This window comes from Micromonospora sp. DT68, assembly GCF_049847245.1.
In the GTDB taxonomy this organism is placed as follows: Bacteria; Actinomycetota; Actinomycetes; order Mycobacteriales; family Micromonosporaceae; genus Micromonospora; species Micromonospora profundi.
Window position 1 is genome coordinate 1 of sequence record NZ_JBNCNZ010000001.1, and the last position, 16180, is coordinate 16180.

Here is a 16180-nt window from a genome sequence, read left to right on the forward strand (position 1 = left end):
CAACCGACATCACGCCCGCGACAGCACCCGCCCACTGGCACTGCTCGGCATCACCTGACGACTTTGCCGGGGCCCTGACCGCCACCCACAGGTACGTCGGGATGTGGGTGACCGCCGACAACCACATCCGGCAGGAGTTGTTGGCCAACGGCCGCTACGACGAGGCACGTGGCCAGCGGGACAGCGCCTACACCGGCCGGTACGAGGTGACCGGCGACCACATCGACTATTGGGATGACACCGGCTCCACCGCCGATGGCCGCTTCGAAGGTGACGTCCTGCACCACGGCGGCTACGTGTTCTACCGCGAGGGCAGCGCGGCCCATCGGCAAGCCGTTGTCACAGGTGGGCCCGCAAGGTCTTCCTTCTGAGCCCGGGGCGGCGACGGCAGGTGATGCCGGTCCCCACCTCGTCCGGGGTCGACGTCTCGTTCCGTCGCTTTGCGAGCACAACAGCGCCCACCAGCAGGAGCACGAGGCAGAGCGGCACCAGCAGAGGAGCGAGCGACTGCCAGATCGGCCACACCGGCTCGGCGAGCCCGTCCGCGAGGTCCGCCCAGGTGAGGGTGAGACCCGGGAGCAGGCCGACGGTCACGAGCGTGCCGACAAGCACGGGTACGGGTGAACGTCGCCGCATCACCAGCCAGAACAGTGCCGCGCCTGCGGCGGCGCCGAGGAGGGTGCCAGCGACTGTGGCGGCGAGGTATCTGTCCGGTGCGGACGGTGCGATGGTCAGCTTCGATCCGTACTCGTGGTGGGTGAGCGTGGCCGTCAGGCCCTCCCGCTCGGCTCGCCAGCCGTCACACGGTGCGTCGGGTATCCGGCGGCTGCCCTGCCACTCCCGGGTCGCCGCGTTGCGTAGCAGCTGGTCGGAGAGCTGGCAGTCGGGACGGTCGCCGTACTGGAACTCTGAGTAAGTGGATCCGAAATCGTCGGTCGCCAGGATGACGCCGTACCGGTAGCCGCGCGCGAACATCGAGGCGGGGGGCTCGGCTTCCGGGAGCAGTTCGGCCGCGATGGTCTGCGCCTGGTCGTCGCTGAGGGGCGTGGCGCCGCGTCCCCCGTACCACGAGCCGGCGCTGAGACCGACGGTTCCCAGCAGCACCGCGCCGAGCAGTAGCAACGCGATTCGCCGTAGTCGAGCACCCACCGGTCAACCTCCTGCGAAGGTGCGGCACGCAGTACCAGTCGTCGTGGGGCGAACAGTAGTCACATCGCACCACCTCGCGTGGCCCCTGCGACGAGCGCGGGCGCGAGTGAGCTGCCGGTGGCGGAAGCCCTCTGGCATACGGATGGAAAAACCTTGGCAAGACCGCGCTGCCAGTCTGGGTTGGCAGAAAGCGGCTGCGGTCCCCAATCGGGATCCGTTGCGCCGCTTTTTCACAACCAATCGGGGAGGTGAACATGATTCGAATGATCGAGAACATCGGATACCGGGCGCTGTCGCGCTTCGTGCCGTCCGCCTCGGCTGCCGCCTGGGACTGCAAGTGTGAGGCCTACTCGCGGTGGGCGTACAAGAACGGGTACTGCGTCTGCGGCGGCGACTGCCGGGACTTCACGTGCATCGGAGGCCCGAAGTAATCACCGGCCGGTGGTGGGCCGTGCGCCCACCACCGGCTTGTGCCCAGCGCTCATCCTGATCGGAAGCAATAATGCTGACTACGTTACTAATCACGGTCTTGATATTGAGTGTCATCTCCCTCTTCAACCTTGTTCTCGGGATGGGCATCATCCGGCGCCTGCGGGAGCACACCGAAATTCTGTCGGGCTCCGGGAGTAAGGAGGGCCTGACGCAGCCGGAACACCGCATCGACGACATCGCTGTGGCAACCCTCGGCGGCGGAACGTTCGCCCGGGACACCCTGGCCGGCTCCACGCTTGTGGCGTTCTTCATGCCAGGGTGCGCGGGCTGCAAGATCGCCCTTCCGGAATTCATCAGTGAGGTCGGCCAGGGCCGGTACGCCGGACACCGGGTCATCGGCGTGGTCAACGGCTCCGGCGAGGAGGCGGACGCGTTGCGCGACCAGCTCGCCGCACTCGTGGACACAGTGGTTCCGACGGCCACCCGAGACGTCATCAAGGCGTTCGACAGCTCGGTGTACCCGGCCTTCTACGTGGTCGACGAGACCGGGACGATCCGACAGAGCAGTACGAAACTGGCGGAGATCGACCTTCCTGTTCCGGCCGTGGCCGGGAACTGATCTGCGACACGGAAGTCGAGCGACGGTGATGGAAGCGACGTCGGGCAGCTGGATTTCGCCCAACCTGCGGCGCATCGGCCCGGTCCTGTCCCTGGCGTGGAGGGCCGGGCCCGCGCTCCTCGGTGCACAGTCCGCTACTGCCCTCTTGCAGGCCGTTCTTCCGGTGACGATCGCCTGGCTGACGAAGGCGGTTGTCGACGGCGTGGGAGGTCGGGACGCGGGTCTCGCGGCGGGGGCGACAGCCGGTCTCGTCGTCGCTGGCCTGATGATGGGAGTCGCCTCCCATCTTCAGTCCTTCCTCGACAAGCTGGGCGGCTACCGGTCCAGCCTGTACGCGCAGGACGTTCTCCACCAGGCCGTCAACCGCTTCTCCGGCCTGGCCCGGTTCGAGAGTCCGGAACTCCAGGACCGGCTGCGGTACGCGCAGGCCACGGCCGGCCAGACGGCGAGCAGGGCGGTGTCCGGGATCCTCGCGATCGCCGGCGGTGTCCTGACGACCACCGCGTTGCTCTACTCGGTGGGCGTCATCAGTCCGGTGACGGCGGCGTTCCTGGCCCTGTCGGCAGCGCCGGCCGCGGCTGCGGAATTCATGCTGGCCCGTCGCCGGGCGGCCCTGCTGTGGGACCTGGGTCCGCTGGAGCGGCGGGAGATCTTCTTCGCCGGCCTGATCACGAGTATCGGCGCCGCGAAGGAGGTGCGGCTCTACGGGATCGGTGACTATCTGAAGAGCCGCGTACGTCGCGAGCGTCTACAGATCAACGCGCTCCACGGCACCCAGGACCGCCGGGAGTTGCTGACGCTGACCGGCCTCGGCGTGCTCGGCGCCGTCGGCACCGGCGGGGGGTTCGCGTGGATCGTGATGTCCGCCATCAACGGCGTCGCCACCATCGGTGACGTGGCGTTGTACATCGCGGCGGTGGGCGCGGCCCAGGCCGCCGTCATAGCGCTCTCCGGAAGCCTCGCGCGGACGTACGAGGACCTGCTGACCTTCGAGCACTTCCAGTCGGTCGTCACCGCCGAGCCGGACCTGCCGCACGCGGTGCAACCTCGTTCGGTCACGACGCTCCGTGAGGGGATCGAGCTGCGGGACGTCTGGTTCCGCTACTCACCGTCTCATCCGTGGATCCTGCGCGGGGTCAACCTGTGGATCCCAGCGGGCGCTTCGGTGGCTCTGGTCGGCAGGAACGGCACTGGAAAGAGCACCCTCGTGAAGCTGCTGTGCCGGTTCTACGACCCGAGCCGGGGGCAGATCCTGTGGGACGGGGTCGACCTGCGGGAACTGGACCTGGCCGCACTGCGCGGCGCGATAAGCGCCGTGTTCCAGGACGCCATGCACTACGACCTCACCGCGCGGGAGAACATCGGCCTCGGCGACATCGACCAGATGGACGACCTGTCCGCCATTCGAGGCGCCGCGCGACTGTCCGGGATGGACGACGCGATCAGCGCCCTTCCCCGCGGCTACGACACGCTGCTGACCCGGCTCTTCAAGAGCGCGGCGGAGGCGGACGACGCCGCCACCGGCGTGATCCTCTCCGGTGGCCAGTGGCAACGGCTGGCGCTGGCCAGGGCTTTCCTGCGCGGACGGCGGCACTTGTTGATCCTCGACGAGCCGAGCACCGGCCTCGACGCGGTCAGCGAGGCGGACATCCAGGAACGCGTACGAGGCGTGTGGCAGGGGGTGGCGACGGTGGTGATCTCGCACCGGTTGTCGACGGCCAAGGCGGCGGATGTCGTCGCCGTACTCGATGAGGGTCAGATTGCCGAGGCCGGCACGCACGCCGACCTGATGGCCCGATCCGGAATCTACGCGGGAATGTTCGAACTCCAGGCCAGGGGTTATCAGGAAACCGATGCGGTGGTGGGCTGAAGAATGGAACTTGTTTACCTGGAATTCGGCTGTCGCCTCACTATCGGCCTGGTATTCCTGATCTCTTCGGCCGGCAAGGTCGGTTCTCCGGCGCGGTTCGCCGACTTCCGGTCTGAGCTCGCCGCAATGCGTGTGGTTCCGGCGGTTCTGACCCGGGCCGCAGCAGCGTCTGTGTGCGTTGTCGAAATTGCAGTGGTCGGCCTCTTGGTCAGTGGCTTCACCGCAGTTGTCGGGTTCGTCGTCGGGTCGGCTCTGCTCGCGGTGTTCAGCGCGGCGATCCTCCGCACCGTACGGTCCGGGGTCGGTGCCCGTTGCCATTGCTTCGGTTTCCGCTCCGGCCGTTTCGGAATACGGCACCTGTACCGCAACGGCTTCCTGATGGCGGTCTGTGCCGCCGGAGTCCTGGCGGCCGCCGCCGGGCCGGATCGGACGCCGGCGTGGGTCGACCTGCTGCCCGTGACGCTGCTGGCGCTGGTGGCTGTGGCACTTCTCGTCTTCATGGACGACCTCGTGGACCTGCGGCGAGTGGACGCGACCCCCGGCCGGGGGCGGTTCTGATGGCAGCGGTAGCGGGGCTGATCAGCGCGCTGGCGCTGCTGAGCGGCGCAGCGGTGTGGATCGCACGCCGTCAGCTCGTGATGATCACCGTCACCGGCGGCAGCATGCATCCGAGCTTGAACGACGGAGACGCGATCCTGGTTCGGAAGATGCCGCTGCGCGCGATCCGCGCGGACATGATCGTCGTCTTCGCGCATCCGAAAAGGCACGAGGAGGCGTCGGCGAACGCAGGCGGTGCTGCCACCGACCTGGCCACGACGTGGCTGATCAAGAGGGTCGTCGCGGTACCCGGCGAGCCGGTCCCACCGGAGTTGGGGTGGAACGACCAGACGGTGCCCGCCGGCTGCCTCGTGGTGTACGGCGACAACCGCCGCTCCAGCCACGACTCGCGTCACTTCGGATACGTGCGTCGAGCCGACGTACGGGGGGTCGCTGTGAACAAACACCTGCCCGAGCGGGGGCGCCACCGGCTGGTCGAGACCAGCCCGGGCGAAGGCCCGTGGCAGAGGACGTACCGCCACGGCGGGATGGCGTAGTGGCCGGCGAGTCGAGTGCAACAGGAGAGGGCCAGCGCATGTTGCCGCAGTTGAAGGGCGTCGTGTGGGAACGCTCCGGAGCGGACGTCCAGATCGTCTACGACTTCCGCGACTCGTTCATCGTCACCGATCACGATGGCAGTGTGGAGGCACTGCTCGACCTGCTACGGGAGGGCGGGCGTACTCCCGAGATGTTGGCCCGTGACCTGTCCGGCCGCTGTGGGCGCGACGTGCCGGTCGACGACGTGCTGGCGGCGATCGAGACGTTCGACGGGTACGGCCTGCTCGAGAACGGGGCGCGGCTGGGGCGGCTGGGGGACAGCGCCAGCGGCCGGTACTACTCGAACCTCGCGTTCTTCGAGTCGTTCGCCACCCTGGCTCGGAGCAGGGAGGACTTCCAGGAGCGGCTGGCCCGCTCCCATGTGCTGGTGCTGGGCACTGGCGGCCTCAACTCGAACACCATCCCGCACCTGTGCGGCCTGGGCGTCGGTCGCCTCACCGTCACCGACCGGGACGTGGTCGAGCCGCGCAACTTCGCCCGGCAGTACCTGTACCGGTGGGACGACGTCGGGAAGAGCAAGGTGGAGCGGGCTGCCGCCTGGGTGCGGGCGTTCGATCCCACTATCGACGTGCGCTCGGTCGAGGTGAGCATCGACGGAGTGGCGGACCTGCTCCGGCTGATCGACGAGACGAACCCGGACGTCGTCCTGTCCGGTGTGGACACCCCGGACGGGATCGACGACTGGGTGAACACCGCCTGCGTCCTGCGGGGCACGCCGTACGTGCGAGCCGGGATCTGGGTCACCCAGGGCATCGTCTGGTCGGTCGACCCCGGCAACAGCGCATGCCGTGCCTGCGCGCGGACGATGGCGGACCGGAGCCGCGACGCGGCCAGCGGTGACGCCGCTGTCGCCTTCACCGCCGTCGACCTCTTCCGCACCAAACCGCGGAGCAATCGCGGGATCGGCCCGGTGGCCGGGCTGCTCGGTTCGCTGTCCGCGTTCGAGGTGCTCCGTTACCTCACCAGGTTCGAGCCACCCGCGTACGCCGGAAACCCGCTGGAGATCGACTTTGCGGCCGGTTGTGCGATGCGAACGACTGCCTGGCAGCGCCAGGACGACTGTGAGTGCGCGAGCCCACAAACCAACAGTTCCCCACGCACGAAGGCGTACGTGAGGAGCTGACCGCGCCCGAACGACGGTGGAGAGGAGGCGAAATGAAGATCGAGATTCGACGTATCGAGAGTGTTCGGGTCACAGTGGTTTTCCCCGGCCCGACCGACAGCTGATCCAGATCCGCTGTTCTGCAACAGGATGAGGACGGCCCGGGAAGCCACTGCGACCCGGGCCTTCTGCTGCGAGGCGAGGAGATCGCGATGGACGGATCGCCGGTGTTGGCGGTCGGCGTGCCGGCAGCCGTACGGCTGCTCGTGGTCGCTCAGGAGGGCGACGATTTCATCCTCGGCCGGCACGACCTCGGCGTGTACGTCGCGGTGCCCGAGCCGGGAGCGGTGTTCGTCCGCGCGTTGCAGGCGGGTGGCTCGATCGCGGCGGCAACCGACCGGGCCAGCACGGCGGCCGGCACTGTGGTGGACGGCGGCGAGTTCCTCGACGGCCTCGCCGCCGCGGGCCTCCTCGACGATGTCAGCGACGACGGCGACACGGAGGCGTCCGCCTCGACCGGCCGGCCCCGGGGCACGGTCCGCTGGATCGAGGGCGTCAGCCCTCGGGTGGCCCGGGTGTTCTTCGGGTGGCCTGCCTGGCTGCTGTACGCGGGAGCCGCCGCCGCTTCCGTGACCATGCTGGTGATCGAGCCGGCGCTGCGCCCCTCCTACGAGCACGTCTGGTGGCTCGCTGACCCCGTGCTGGCGGTGCTCCTCTACCTGCCGATCGGGTTCGCACTGGCCGCCCTGCACGAGATCTGGCATTGGCTCGCCGGTCGCGCGGTGGGCATACCTGCGACCTTCCGTATCAGCCGACGCGGCATCTACCTCGTCTTCGAGACCGACCTCAGTCAGCTCCTCACCGTCAGCCGGCGGGCGCGTTACGGACCCTTCCTCGCGGGCATGGCGTTCGACGTGACGGCGCTGGCGCTCGCGCTGACCCTGCGGTACGCCCACGTCGTCGGCGTGGCCACAATGCCCGCCGCACTGGACCGGCTGCTGCGGGTGGTCGTCCTCTATCTGATCTTCAGCGTCGTTTGGCAGTGGGCGGGGGTGTTCCTGCGCAGTGACGGGTACGCCGTCCTGGCCAACGCGCTGAAGTGCCACAACCTGTACCGCGCCACTGTGCTGACCACCAAGTGGCGGCTCTGGCGCCTGACCGACGACGAGCGGGTCGAGCTGGACGCGATCGGACCGCGCGATCGGGCCGTCGCGCGTTGGTTCGGCCTCGTGTACCTGGCCGGAATCGTGGTGATGTGGTGGATGGTGGTGACCTTCGCCGTGCCGTTCGCGATAGCGATGGGTGCCTGGGTGATGGCGAACCTCAGCGCGTTCTCGCCCGCCTCGGTCGCGTTCTGGGAGTCGTCGGTAGTGCTTGTCTACCTGGTCTTCGGCCTGATCGCGCCGGTCGTGATCGCCTTGCGCGAGCGCCGGCTTCGACGGATGGGAGCGCTGCTGTGAGTCTGCACCCGCACCGCTGGTGGTGGCGGACGGCGGTGATGTTCGCGACCGGGGCGCTGACGGCCACCCTGTTCACGGGCGGGACGTCGCCCGGATCGGGAGCCCGGTCGGCGGCCGACCCGCGACCGTGCCCGGCCGGCGAGACCGTACCTGTGCTGGAGAGCCCGCACATATCGCAGGCGGAAGCCGTTTCGGTGCGGTACTCGTCGCAACCTCCGACCTCCGGCCCGCACTTCCCGTTCAGCCTGGCGCCGGGCGCTTACGACAGGCCCATCCCGGACGGGCTGACACTGCACGCGCTGGAGCAGGGTCACGTCGCCCTGCTGTACGCGGCGGACACCCCGGCCGAGGTCGTCGCGGACATGCGCCGGCTCGTCCACGCCAACCCGAGGAGCCTGCTGCTCGCGCCGCATCCGGCCGTCCAGAGCGGTGTGGTCCTGACCGCCTGGGGTTGCCTGCAACGGCAGCCGAAGTACGACGCGGCGGCGGCAGCGGACTTTGTCGGCGAGTCCGTCCGGCGAGAACAGAGGTAGCGCGGGTAGCCCTTCCTCCGGCGCTGCAGCGGCCAGGGTCGATATGGGCGCGCTGCGGGTGCAACCTCCCGGGCTGGGCGCCATGGACCCCGACGCCCTCAGGGTTGAGGTGGCCGTCCGGGTTGGCGGCGCGCGAACACGATGCCACCGAGCCGGCTTTCCGGCGAGACGACTGTCGTCTGCGCCTCGACCGTGAAGCCGGCGTCGTGCAGCCAGGCCGCCACCTGGGCCGGCTGGCGGCGGTGCACGTAAACGTTCATCGGGTGGCCGCCGTACCCCTGCGTCTTGAGGGTGGTCTCGTCGCCCACGTGGAAGCCGAGCAGCAGCGGGCAGCCGGGACGCAGCACCCGCCGGAAGTGCGCCAGGACCGCGCCGATCTGGTCGTCGGGGATGTGGATCAGCGAGTACCAGGCCAGCAGGCCGGCGACCGAGCCCTCGGCCAGCGGGAGGTCGGTCATGGAGCCCACCTCGAACCGCAGGCCGGGGTGGTCTCGCCGGGCCACGTCGATCATCCCGGGTGAGAGGTCGATGCCGAAGGCGTCCATGCCCAGCTCGTGCAGGTGGGCGGTGATGCGCCCTGACCCGCAGCCGACATCGGCGACCGGCCCGCCACCGGCGGCCCTGACGAGGTCGGCGAACAGGGCGAAGGCTGCCCGTTCGTAGGGCGCTTCGGCCAGGAGGCCGCGCAGCAGGTGCGCGTAACTGTCGGCGACGGTGTCGTAGGAGGTGCGGGTGTCCGCCAGCCAGCCGTCCTCGTTCATGGTGGCCACGCTAGACCGACGGCCACTGGCGCGGCGTCAGGTCCGACCCAGGGCGGTGCCGATGAGTTCGCTTGTCTGGCGGGGTCCATCCTGGAGGCACCATCCGCCGGACACCTTGGAGCTGATTCCATGACGTACGCCCCCGTGACCGTCAGCCTGCCCGTCGCCGACCGGGCGACCGCCCACCGCTTCTACTCCGAAGGCCTCGGCCTGGACGCGGTGGGGGAGTTGGCCGACGACGGCTTTCCGGAGCCGTTGCAGTTCGTGGTCAACGACGGGTTGCGGCTGATGCTCGTCCCGACCGGCGGCTTCGGCTGGGTGATCGGCCCGCACGCGGTCGCCGCGCGGGGTCAGAGTGAGTGCGTGCTCAGTCTCGGCGTCGCCTCTCCCGCTGACGCGGACGCGATCGTCGAGCGGGCGCGCGCCGCCGGTGCCGAGGTGGTCACCGAGCCGGCAGCGCAACCCTGGGGGTACGCGGGGACCTTCGCCGACCCGGACGGTCACCTGTGGATGGTGTCCGCCGGGTAGCCGGTCAGACCCGGGCGGGACTGTCGGTGGTGCCGGATACGGTCCGGTCGTGATCGTGACCACGGATGCCACCGGCATATTGCCCACCGCAGCCGACGAGGCCCGATTGTGGGCGCTCATCGAGTCGGCGTGGGCCGGACTCGACGCGGAGGCGCTGGCGCTGCGCCGAGCCATCGCCGAGCGTGATCCCGACAGCGACGATGACGTGCGGATCTACGCCCTCGACGACTGGCTGGCCCCGTTCCTCGTCCGCCTCGGTGCCCTCAGCGGCGAGTTGTCCGCGCGGGAGTTGACCGACCTCGACCGGGTGGTGGAGCGCAAGCTGTACGACATCGACCGGGAGGACATCCACGAGGTGACCGGCGGCTCGGACGACGGCTTCCTCTACTGCCGGGGCTTCATCGTCGCCCTCGGCCGGGCCTACTACGAGGCCGTCCGCGCCAACCCTGCTCTCGCTCTGGAAGACGCCGACTGCGAGGACATGTGCTATTTCTTCGCCCACCTGCACAACGACCGGTTCGGCGGTTGGCCGCAGACCGGCTCCGGCATCTCTCGGGAGTCGTTCGGCAACCCCGCCGGCTGGTCGACCTGACGGCACGACGGCAGTCGGCGGCAACGCGCGGAGGGCTGCCGGGGCAGCGCGGGTGCCACCCCGGGCGCCCGCGTCAGGAGTAGATCGTCTTGGTGTACTCCGGGCCGTAGTGTCGTTCCAGCTCTTCCAGGCTCTCCACGGGCGCCTCGACCTCCTTGATGAGGCGCGCCCGGGGCGGCAACACGTCGGGCTGCCAGGTCTCCGGCTGCCACAGCGACGACCGCAGGAACGCCTTCGCGCAGTGGTAGAAGATCTGCTCGATCTCCACCACCACGGCGAGCACCGGCCGATGCCCCTTGACCACCATGTCGTCGAACCACTCCGCGTCCCGCACCAGCCGGGCCCGACCGTTGATCCGCAACGTGTCGGTCCGGCCGGGGATCATGAAGAGCAGCCCGACGTGCGGGTTGTCCAGGATGTTGCGGTAGCCGTCCGCGCGCTTGTTGCCCGGCCGTTCCGGCAGCGCGATGGTCGTGTCGTCAAGCACCAGGGCGAAGCCGGCCGGGTCACCCTTGGGCGAGACGTCGCAGGTGCCGTCCGCGCCGGCGGTGGCCACCAGGCAGAACGGCGAGGCGGCGAGCCACTGCCGGTCCCGCTCGTGCAGCCGGGCACGATCCTTGTTGGCGGCCCGTGGGTGCGGCTCCCCGAGCAGTTCGCGTAACTCCTCGTGCGACGTGATGTCCACCGTCACGTGTTCCTCCCCCAGCCGTTGACATGGGTGGCGGGGCCACCCTCGCCAGCCTAAGGCGTGACCAGCGCGAGGTTTGTCCCCCACCGTCCGGGGTACGGCCTCGACCGACGCGCCCGCCGCACATACCGTCCGCAGCAAGCCGACCAGTGGAGGCCGGGAGATGGAGAGCCGACTGAAGGTGCTGGGTCACCCAGTCCATCCGATGCTGGTCATGTTCCCGGTCGCGCTGTTTGTCACAGCGGTGCTGTTCGACGTCATCGACGCGGTCGGCGGGCCGGACTTCCTCGGCGAGGTCGCGTACTGGAACATCACCGTCGGCCTGATCGGCGGCCTGCTCGCCGCGGCGGCCGGCTCGTTCGACCTGTTGGCGATCCCGACCGGCACCCGCGCGAAGCGGGTGGGTCTGCTGCACGCCGGCGCCAACGTCGCGGTGGTCCTGCTCTTCGCGGCCGTGTGGGCGGTCCGGCTCAACGCGGACTCCCGGGCGGCCGGTGGCGCGCTGATCGCCATCGAGGTGGTCGCTGTGGCGATCCTCGGGGTCAGCGCCTGGCTCGGCGGCGAACTGGTCGACAGGCTCGGCGTGGGCGTCGACCGCGACGCGAATCTGGACGCGCCCAGCTCACTGCGGCCCGCCACGGCCAGCCGGCGGACCGGAGAGGGGCGATGAGCGAGCAGCAGCCCGGCGGCTTCAGCAGGGGATGGCGGAGCCGGCAGCAGGGCTGGGACCCGATGGGTGAGCTGCAGTCGCTGCGCTCCGAGCTGAGCCGGCTGGTCGGCGGGCGGGCCGGAGCGTCCGACGTCGAGCTGACCGAGACGTCCGACGGCTGGGAGGTCGTCGTCCGGCTGCCCGGCGTGGCACCCGAGGAGGTGGCCGTCGAGCTCGACGACCGGGAGTTGTGCGTGCGCGCCCGCTCCGAGGCGGAGGTCAACGCCGACCAGGGCATCCCCGGCGGTTTCGAGACTCGCGGATTCGAGTACCGCGTCGACCTGCCGTCCCGCGTCGACCCCGACGGCATCGACGCGGTGATGGACCACGGGCTGCTGCGGGTCCGTCTGCCCCGGGCGGCACGGGCCACGCCGCGCACCATCACCGTCGGCCGCACCGGGCCGCGCTCCACCATCCAGTCCGGTGGTACGCCGATGCCGGCCGATCCCGCAGCGGACCGGGAGTTGCACCACCCGGACACCGTCGGCGAGATCGACCGGCCGTAGCAACCGGCGTGGTCACCCCGTCCCTGCTCGGCCCGACGGCCGGGCTCGTCCCCGACGTGCGGCGGATCGCGGTGCTGCGGGCCAACGCGCTCGGCGACTTCATCTTCGCCCTGCCGGCGCTTGACGCGCTGCGCGCCGCGTACCCCTCGGCGGAGATCGTGCTGCTCGGAGCGCCGTGGCACGCGAAGCTCTGGCGTGACCGGCCCGGCCCTGTCGACCGGGTGCTCGTGGTGCCGCCCGCGCCCGGCATACGCTCCCCGGAGCCCGACGAACCAGAGCCGTCGATTGACGACTTCCTGGCGGCGGCCACCGGCTTCGACCTGGCGGTGCAGATCCACGGGGGTGGCGCCAATTCCAACCCCTTGCTGAGCCGCCTCGGAGCCCGGGTCACCGTCGGGCTGCGCGCCGAGGACGCACCGCCGCTGGACCGGTGGATCCGCTACGTCTACTACCAGCACGAGGTGATCCGCTACCTGGAGGTGGTGGCACTGGTCGGTGCCCCCGCCACCACTGTCGTGCCGACGCTCGCCGTCACCGACGCCGACCGGGCCGAGGCGGGCCGGGTGCTCGGCCCGGCGGACCGCCCTCGCGTGGCGCTGCACCCGGGCGCCACCGACACCCGCCGCCGCTGGCCCACCGAACGCTTCGCCGAGGTGGCCCGCGAGCTGCACGGCGACGGCTACGAGGTGCTTGTCACCGGTACGCCGTCCGAGCGGGAGGTGGTGGACCGGGTGGTCGCAGCGGCGGGCGTACCGGTCCGGCCGCAGGTCGGCACGCTCAGCCTCGGTGGGCTGGCCGGCTGCTACGCAGGATGCGCGCTTGTCGTCTCCAACGACACCGGCCCGCTGCACCTGGCCGCCGCGGTGGGCGCTCCCACGGTGGGCATCTTCTGGGTCGGCAATCTGATCAACACAGCGAACCCGCTGCGCGGCCGGCACCGGCCGATCTGTTCCTGGATGGTGCACTGCCCGGTCTGCGGCGTGGACTGCACGCCCGGCATCTACCCGCACCGGCCCGGCGACGGCGAGTGCCCGCACCGGGACTCGTTCGTCACCGACGTGCCGGTGGCCGAGGCGCTGGAAGCCGCCCGCGAGCTGCTCACCCCGTAGTCAGGCCGGCTGCGGGGCGTCCTCGTCGGCGAGCACGACCTCCCACGCCTCCACGTCCCGCTCGGTGACAGTGGTGGGGGACTCCAGGTGGTACGCGCCGCTCGGCAGGACGCCCGCCCCGCCGTACCGGGCCAGCACCGCGAGCTGGGCCGCCACGTCCTCGCCCTGGTGTTTCTCCTGTACCCGTCGCCAGAAGTCGAACCCACCCGACGCGACGAGCTTCGCCCGGTCGTAGAGGACGCAGCCGCCGATCCACGAAACCTTGTACGCCCGCCACGCGCCAGGCGGCAGCGCCAGCTTGGCGGTGATGTGCAGCAGGTTGGCCGCCGAGTGGATTCGCGCCCGGTTCCACTGCGCGGTGCCCGGCCGGATCCGCTCCGGCGTCGGCGGGCCGGCCCACTCCTCGTAGTGCCCGTGCGCGTCCGGCCGTACGTCGTCGGTGTACGACAGGCCGTGCACCCCGTTTCCGACGAAACCGCAGCCCAACTCCTCGATGGCGGTGACCAGCCGGTGCAGTGCCCCCGGCTCCAGCCACACATCGTCGTCGAGGCTGAGCACGTACCTGGCAGTCGACGCGGCGAGCAGGTACGCACGGTGCTCGGCCAACCCGCGCCGGGGCAGGCGGCGGGTCAGCAGCACCGGGTGACCCCCGTTGCGCAGCGCCCGGACCATTGTGGCCGCGGCCGGGTGCGCGTACGCCGGCTCCCCGTCGGACTGGTCGCTCACCACCACACCGAAACCGGGCACCCCGTTCTGGGCGGCGAGCCCGGACAGTGTGACCGCCAGCTCGGCGGGCCGGTTACGCGTCGGGATCAGCACGTCGACAAGCCGGTCGGTGCGGAACGACGCGGCGGCGCCGAGGTCGAGGGGCCGGTTCACGACGGTCGGGTGCTCGTGCTGCTGCCCGTCGGCGGAGCGCCCGCCGGTTGCGTCCCGGTGCTCAGCGACGCGTCGGGCATGCTGGCCTGGGCGTGGGTCGCCGCGTCGGGCTCCCGGTCAGTGGCCTGCGACGACAGGTCCTGGCTGTGTGACCGGATCCGCTCGATGATCGCCGACGTGGACCGGTCCGGCACGTACCCAAGGGTGCGGACCTGGCCACCGAGCCGGCGTACCAGTGGTGCCTCCGGCACCAGCTCCGGCGGATAGTCGCCACCCTTGACGTACACGTCCGGCCGGACGGCCTCGATCAGCGCGGCGGGCGAGTCCTCCTCGAACACCACCACGTGATCCACGCAGGACAGCGCGGCGAGCAGGGCACCCCTGTCCTCGACCGAATTGACCGGCCGGTCCGGACCCTTCAGGCGACGTACGCTGCCGTCGGAGTTGACAGCCACGATGAGCAGGTCGCCGAGGGCGCGGGCCTGCTCCAGGTAGCGCACGTGCCCCCGGTGCAGCACGTCGAAGCAGCCGTTCGTGAACACCACCGACCGTCCCGCCTCGCGATGCTCGGCCACTATCGCGTCGAGTTCGTCGGTGCCGACAAGCGCCGGGTGCCCACTGGTCTGCGGCCGCATGTCGAGGGCGGCGAGCAGGTCGTCGCGCAGGCACACACACGTACCGGTGTCGGACACGGTGATGGTGGCCGCGAGCTGGGCGAGTTGGGCGGCGGTGGGCAGCGGCGCGTCGGCGGCCAGGGCAAGCGTCATCGCCGCCAGGTACGCGTCTCCTGCGCCCACGGCGTGGCTCGCCGGGACCGGGGTGCTGTGGCTGCGCCGCCGCTCACCGTCGGCGCCGCCGACCACGGCGCCCTCGGTGTCAAGGGTCACCGCGACCACGTCCGCGCCGGTGTGCGCGTGCAACTCGGCCAGGCGCGACTCGGCAAGCACCGCCCGGTCCACTCCCGCCCCGGCCTCGGTGTTCACTGTGACACCGGTGCCGGTGACGCTGAGGCCGTCGCCGGTGAGCGCCACCCGGCCCTCGCTCGCTGTGGGTTCACCCACCGGCCCGGGGCGGTCGGCGCTGATCCCCGCCGCTCGACCGGGGGCAGCGCCTCGGACCAGGCCCGGCGCGGTGCCGTCGGAGCGGGCGGCGCTTTCCGCGTGAGCGGGGCTCTCGGTGTGGGCGGCTCCGTCCGTGTGGGCTGCGCTGTCGGTGTGGGTTCGGCCCGGGGCCGCGCCGACGGTCAGCTCGGACGGACCATCGGTCGGGTCGCTGTCGGGGTGTTCCAGGTGCAGGTCAGTGCCTCCCGTCGGACGGGACGCGCCGCCGGCACGGGCCAGCAGCCTCGTCGCCTCCGCGAAGCTGGGAGTGACGACTGTCGGTGCGAGGCCCCGCCAGTCGGCGAGGTCGTGAGCGTCCAGCGCGACAGTGGCGTACCGCTCCCGCTGTGCGACAAGCCACGCGCGGACCGGCGCGGGCAGGGCACCGAGACCGTAGTCGCAGACCACAAGGGTCGGCGCCTCCCCGCCGGCTGCTGCCCGCAGCTCCTCGGTGGCACAGTCCAGCGCAGTGAGCAGCCGGGACACCCCGTCCGGGTCCAGCGCGTCGTCCGGGTCGCCGGAGTCCTCCCGGAGCAGGATCTGGTTACCCGCCAGCATCCGCCGCTTCACAGGTGTGGGGCGGCCGGGCTGGCTTACTGTACGGTCCCAGACGCCGGCGCGGTCAAGACAGTCGTGCAGTTCGTCGCCTGCCACGTCGGCGCCGACGGGGGCCACAAGCACCGCCCGTCCGCCGAGGGTGGCGACGTTCACCGCGGTGTTCGCGGCCCCGCCCGCCGCGGAGATCCGCCGTCGCAGGGTGAGGACCGGTGCGGGCGCCTCCCGGCAGAGGCGATCGGAGTCGGCGAACCGCCACTCGTCAAGCATGGCGTCGCCGACGATCAGGACCGGGCGCCCGAGCCAGCTCTCCACGACGGTGGCCAGCCGGCGCTGTTCCGCTGCTGCTCCTGCCATGCCTCCCCGGGTCCCCAACGCCCTCCGGGCCAAACCTGGCCGGCGAGGCGTCCGGCCGCTGGTCAGGTGGCCTTTG

19 protein-coding genes are annotated in these 16180 nt (G+C 70.7%); 14 read left to right on the plus strand and 5 right to left on the minus strand.

Annotated features, from left to right (window positions below; all coding sequences use genetic code 11):
* The first annotated feature begins 8 nt into the window (after nt 1–8).
* Complete coding sequence (locus ACPXB1_RS00005; protein ID WP_425734761.1) at nt 9–371, plus strand: Atu4866 domain-containing protein; 363 nt, start codon at nt 9–11, stop codon at nt 369–371.
* Here ACPXB1_RS00005 and ACPXB1_RS00010 read toward each other — a convergent pair.
* The gene (locus tag ACPXB1_RS00010) at nt 340–1149 is read right to left on the minus strand and encodes a hypothetical protein (RefSeq protein WP_425734637.1); all 810 of its coding nucleotides are present in this window, start codon (nt 1147–1149) and stop codon (nt 340–342) included. The genes ACPXB1_RS00005 and ACPXB1_RS00010 overlap by 32 nt on opposite strands.
* Nucleotides 1150–1403: 254 nt before the next feature.
* On the opposite strand from ACPXB1_RS00010, the gene ACPXB1_RS00015 reads away from it, so the two are divergent.
* The 8 genes from ACPXB1_RS00015 to ACPXB1_RS00050 all read left to right on the plus strand — a co-directional run bounded on the left by ACPXB1_RS00015 (nt 1404) and on the right by ACPXB1_RS00050 (nt 8320).
* The gene (locus ACPXB1_RS00015) at nt 1404–1580 is read left to right on the plus strand and encodes a hypothetical protein (RefSeq protein WP_355588170.1); all 177 of its coding nucleotides are present in this window, start codon (nt 1404–1406) and stop codon (nt 1578–1580) included.
* A gap of 104 nt (nt 1581–1684) precedes the next feature.
* The gene (locus tag ACPXB1_RS00020; RefSeq protein ID WP_355588171.1) at nt 1685–2200 is read left to right on the plus strand and encodes a peroxiredoxin family protein; all 516 of its coding nucleotides are present in this window, start codon (nt 1685–1687) and stop codon (nt 2198–2200) included.
* A 145-nt stretch (nt 2201–2345) separates the two neighbouring features.
* On the plus strand, nt 2346–4070 hold the full coding sequence (locus ACPXB1_RS00025) for an ABC transporter ATP-binding protein (RefSeq protein ID WP_425734638.1): 1725 nt from the start codon (nt 2346–2348) through the stop codon (nt 4068–4070).
* Nucleotides 4071–4073: 3 nt separating this feature from the next.
* Nucleotides 4074–4628 carry a MauE/DoxX family redox-associated membrane protein gene (locus ACPXB1_RS00030; RefSeq protein ID WP_425734639.1) on the plus strand — a complete coding sequence of 185 codons (555 nt, stop codon included), beginning with the start codon at nt 4074–4076 and terminating at the stop codon, nt 4626–4628.
* The gene (locus tag ACPXB1_RS00035) at nt 4628–5164 is read left to right on the plus strand and encodes a S26 family signal peptidase (RefSeq protein ID WP_425734640.1); all 537 of its coding nucleotides are present in this window, start codon (nt 4628–4630) and stop codon (nt 5162–5164) included. Before ACPXB1_RS00030 ends, ACPXB1_RS00035 begins: the two co-directional genes overlap by 1 nt.
* Nucleotides 5165–5202: 38 nt before the next feature.
* On the plus strand, nt 5203–6348 hold the full coding sequence (locus tag ACPXB1_RS00040; protein ID WP_425734641.1) for a HesA/MoeB/ThiF family protein: 1146 nt from the start codon (nt 5203–5205) through the stop codon (nt 6346–6348).
* Between the two features lie 191 nt (nt 6349–6539).
* Nucleotides 6540–7787, plus strand: coding sequence for a hypothetical protein (locus ACPXB1_RS00045; protein WP_425734642.1), 1248 nt, complete (start codon nt 6540–6542; stop codon nt 7785–7787).
* A complete protein-coding gene (locus ACPXB1_RS00050) occupies nt 7784–8320 on the plus strand; it encodes a DUF3105 domain-containing protein (protein WP_355588183.1) in 537 nt (178 codons plus the stop codon). Before ACPXB1_RS00045 ends, ACPXB1_RS00050 begins: the two co-directional genes overlap by 4 nt.
* A gap of 98 nt (nt 8321–8418) precedes the next feature.
* Here ACPXB1_RS00050 and ACPXB1_RS00055 read toward each other — a convergent pair whose 3' ends face one another.
* A complete protein-coding gene (locus ACPXB1_RS00055) occupies nt 8419–9081 on the minus strand; it encodes a class I SAM-dependent methyltransferase (RefSeq protein WP_425734643.1) in 663 nt (220 codons plus the stop codon).
* A gap of 129 nt (nt 9082–9210) precedes the next feature.
* Here ACPXB1_RS00055 and ACPXB1_RS00060 point away from each other — a divergent pair, with 129 nt between their 5' ends.
* Nucleotides 9211–9609, plus strand: a complete 399-nt coding sequence (locus ACPXB1_RS00060) for a VOC family protein (protein WP_425734644.1) — start codon at nt 9211–9213, stop codon at nt 9607–9609.
* 49 nt (nt 9610–9658) lie between these two features.
* A complete protein-coding gene (locus ACPXB1_RS00065) occupies nt 9659–10201 on the plus strand; it encodes a DUF4240 domain-containing protein (RefSeq protein ID WP_425734645.1) in 543 nt (180 codons plus the stop codon).
* 73 nt (nt 10202–10274) lie between these two features.
* Here the strand turns inward: ACPXB1_RS00065 and ACPXB1_RS00070 are convergent, their stop codons facing one another.
* Nucleotides 10275–10892: a pyridoxamine 5'-phosphate oxidase family protein gene (locus ACPXB1_RS00070; RefSeq protein WP_425734646.1), complete on the minus strand. Its 618-nt coding sequence runs from the start codon at nt 10890–10892 to the stop codon at nt 10275–10277.
* Between the two features lie 160 nt (nt 10893–11052).
* On the opposite strand from ACPXB1_RS00070, the gene ACPXB1_RS00075 reads away from it, so the two are divergent.
* Genes ACPXB1_RS00075 through ACPXB1_RS00085 form a run of 3 tightly spaced genes read left to right on the plus strand, consistent with a single transcriptional unit; the run spans nt 11053 to nt 13213 of the window.
* A complete protein-coding gene (locus ACPXB1_RS00075) occupies nt 11053–11559 on the plus strand; it encodes a DUF2231 domain-containing protein (protein ID WP_377664703.1) in 507 nt (168 codons plus the stop codon).
* Nucleotides 11556–12104 (plus strand): Hsp20/alpha crystallin family protein, encoded by a 549-nt coding sequence (locus ACPXB1_RS00080; RefSeq protein ID WP_355588195.1) that lies wholly within the window; start codon nt 11556–11558, stop codon nt 12102–12104. Before ACPXB1_RS00075 ends, ACPXB1_RS00080 begins: the two co-directional genes overlap by 4 nt.
* An 8-nt stretch (nt 12105–12112) precedes the next feature.
* On the plus strand, nt 12113–13213 hold the full coding sequence (locus ACPXB1_RS00085) for a glycosyltransferase family 9 protein (protein WP_425734647.1): 1101 nt from the start codon (nt 12113–12115) through the stop codon (nt 13211–13213).
* On the opposite strand, the gene ACPXB1_RS00090 is transcribed toward ACPXB1_RS00085, so the two are convergent.
* Together ACPXB1_RS00090 and rfaE2 are read right to left on the minus strand one after the other, a co-directional pair.
* Complete coding sequence (locus ACPXB1_RS00090; protein WP_355588199.1) at nt 13214–14092, minus strand: glycosyltransferase family 2 protein; 879 nt, start codon at nt 14090–14092, stop codon at nt 13214–13216.
* Nucleotides 14089–16104: a D-glycero-beta-D-manno-heptose 1-phosphate adenylyltransferase gene (rfaE2, locus tag ACPXB1_RS00095; protein ID WP_425734648.1), complete on the minus strand. Its 2016-nt coding sequence runs from the start codon at nt 16102–16104 to the stop codon at nt 14089–14091. The genes ACPXB1_RS00090 and rfaE2 overlap by 4 nt, the downstream gene beginning before the upstream one ends.
* Nucleotides 16105–16180 lie beyond the last annotated feature (76 nt).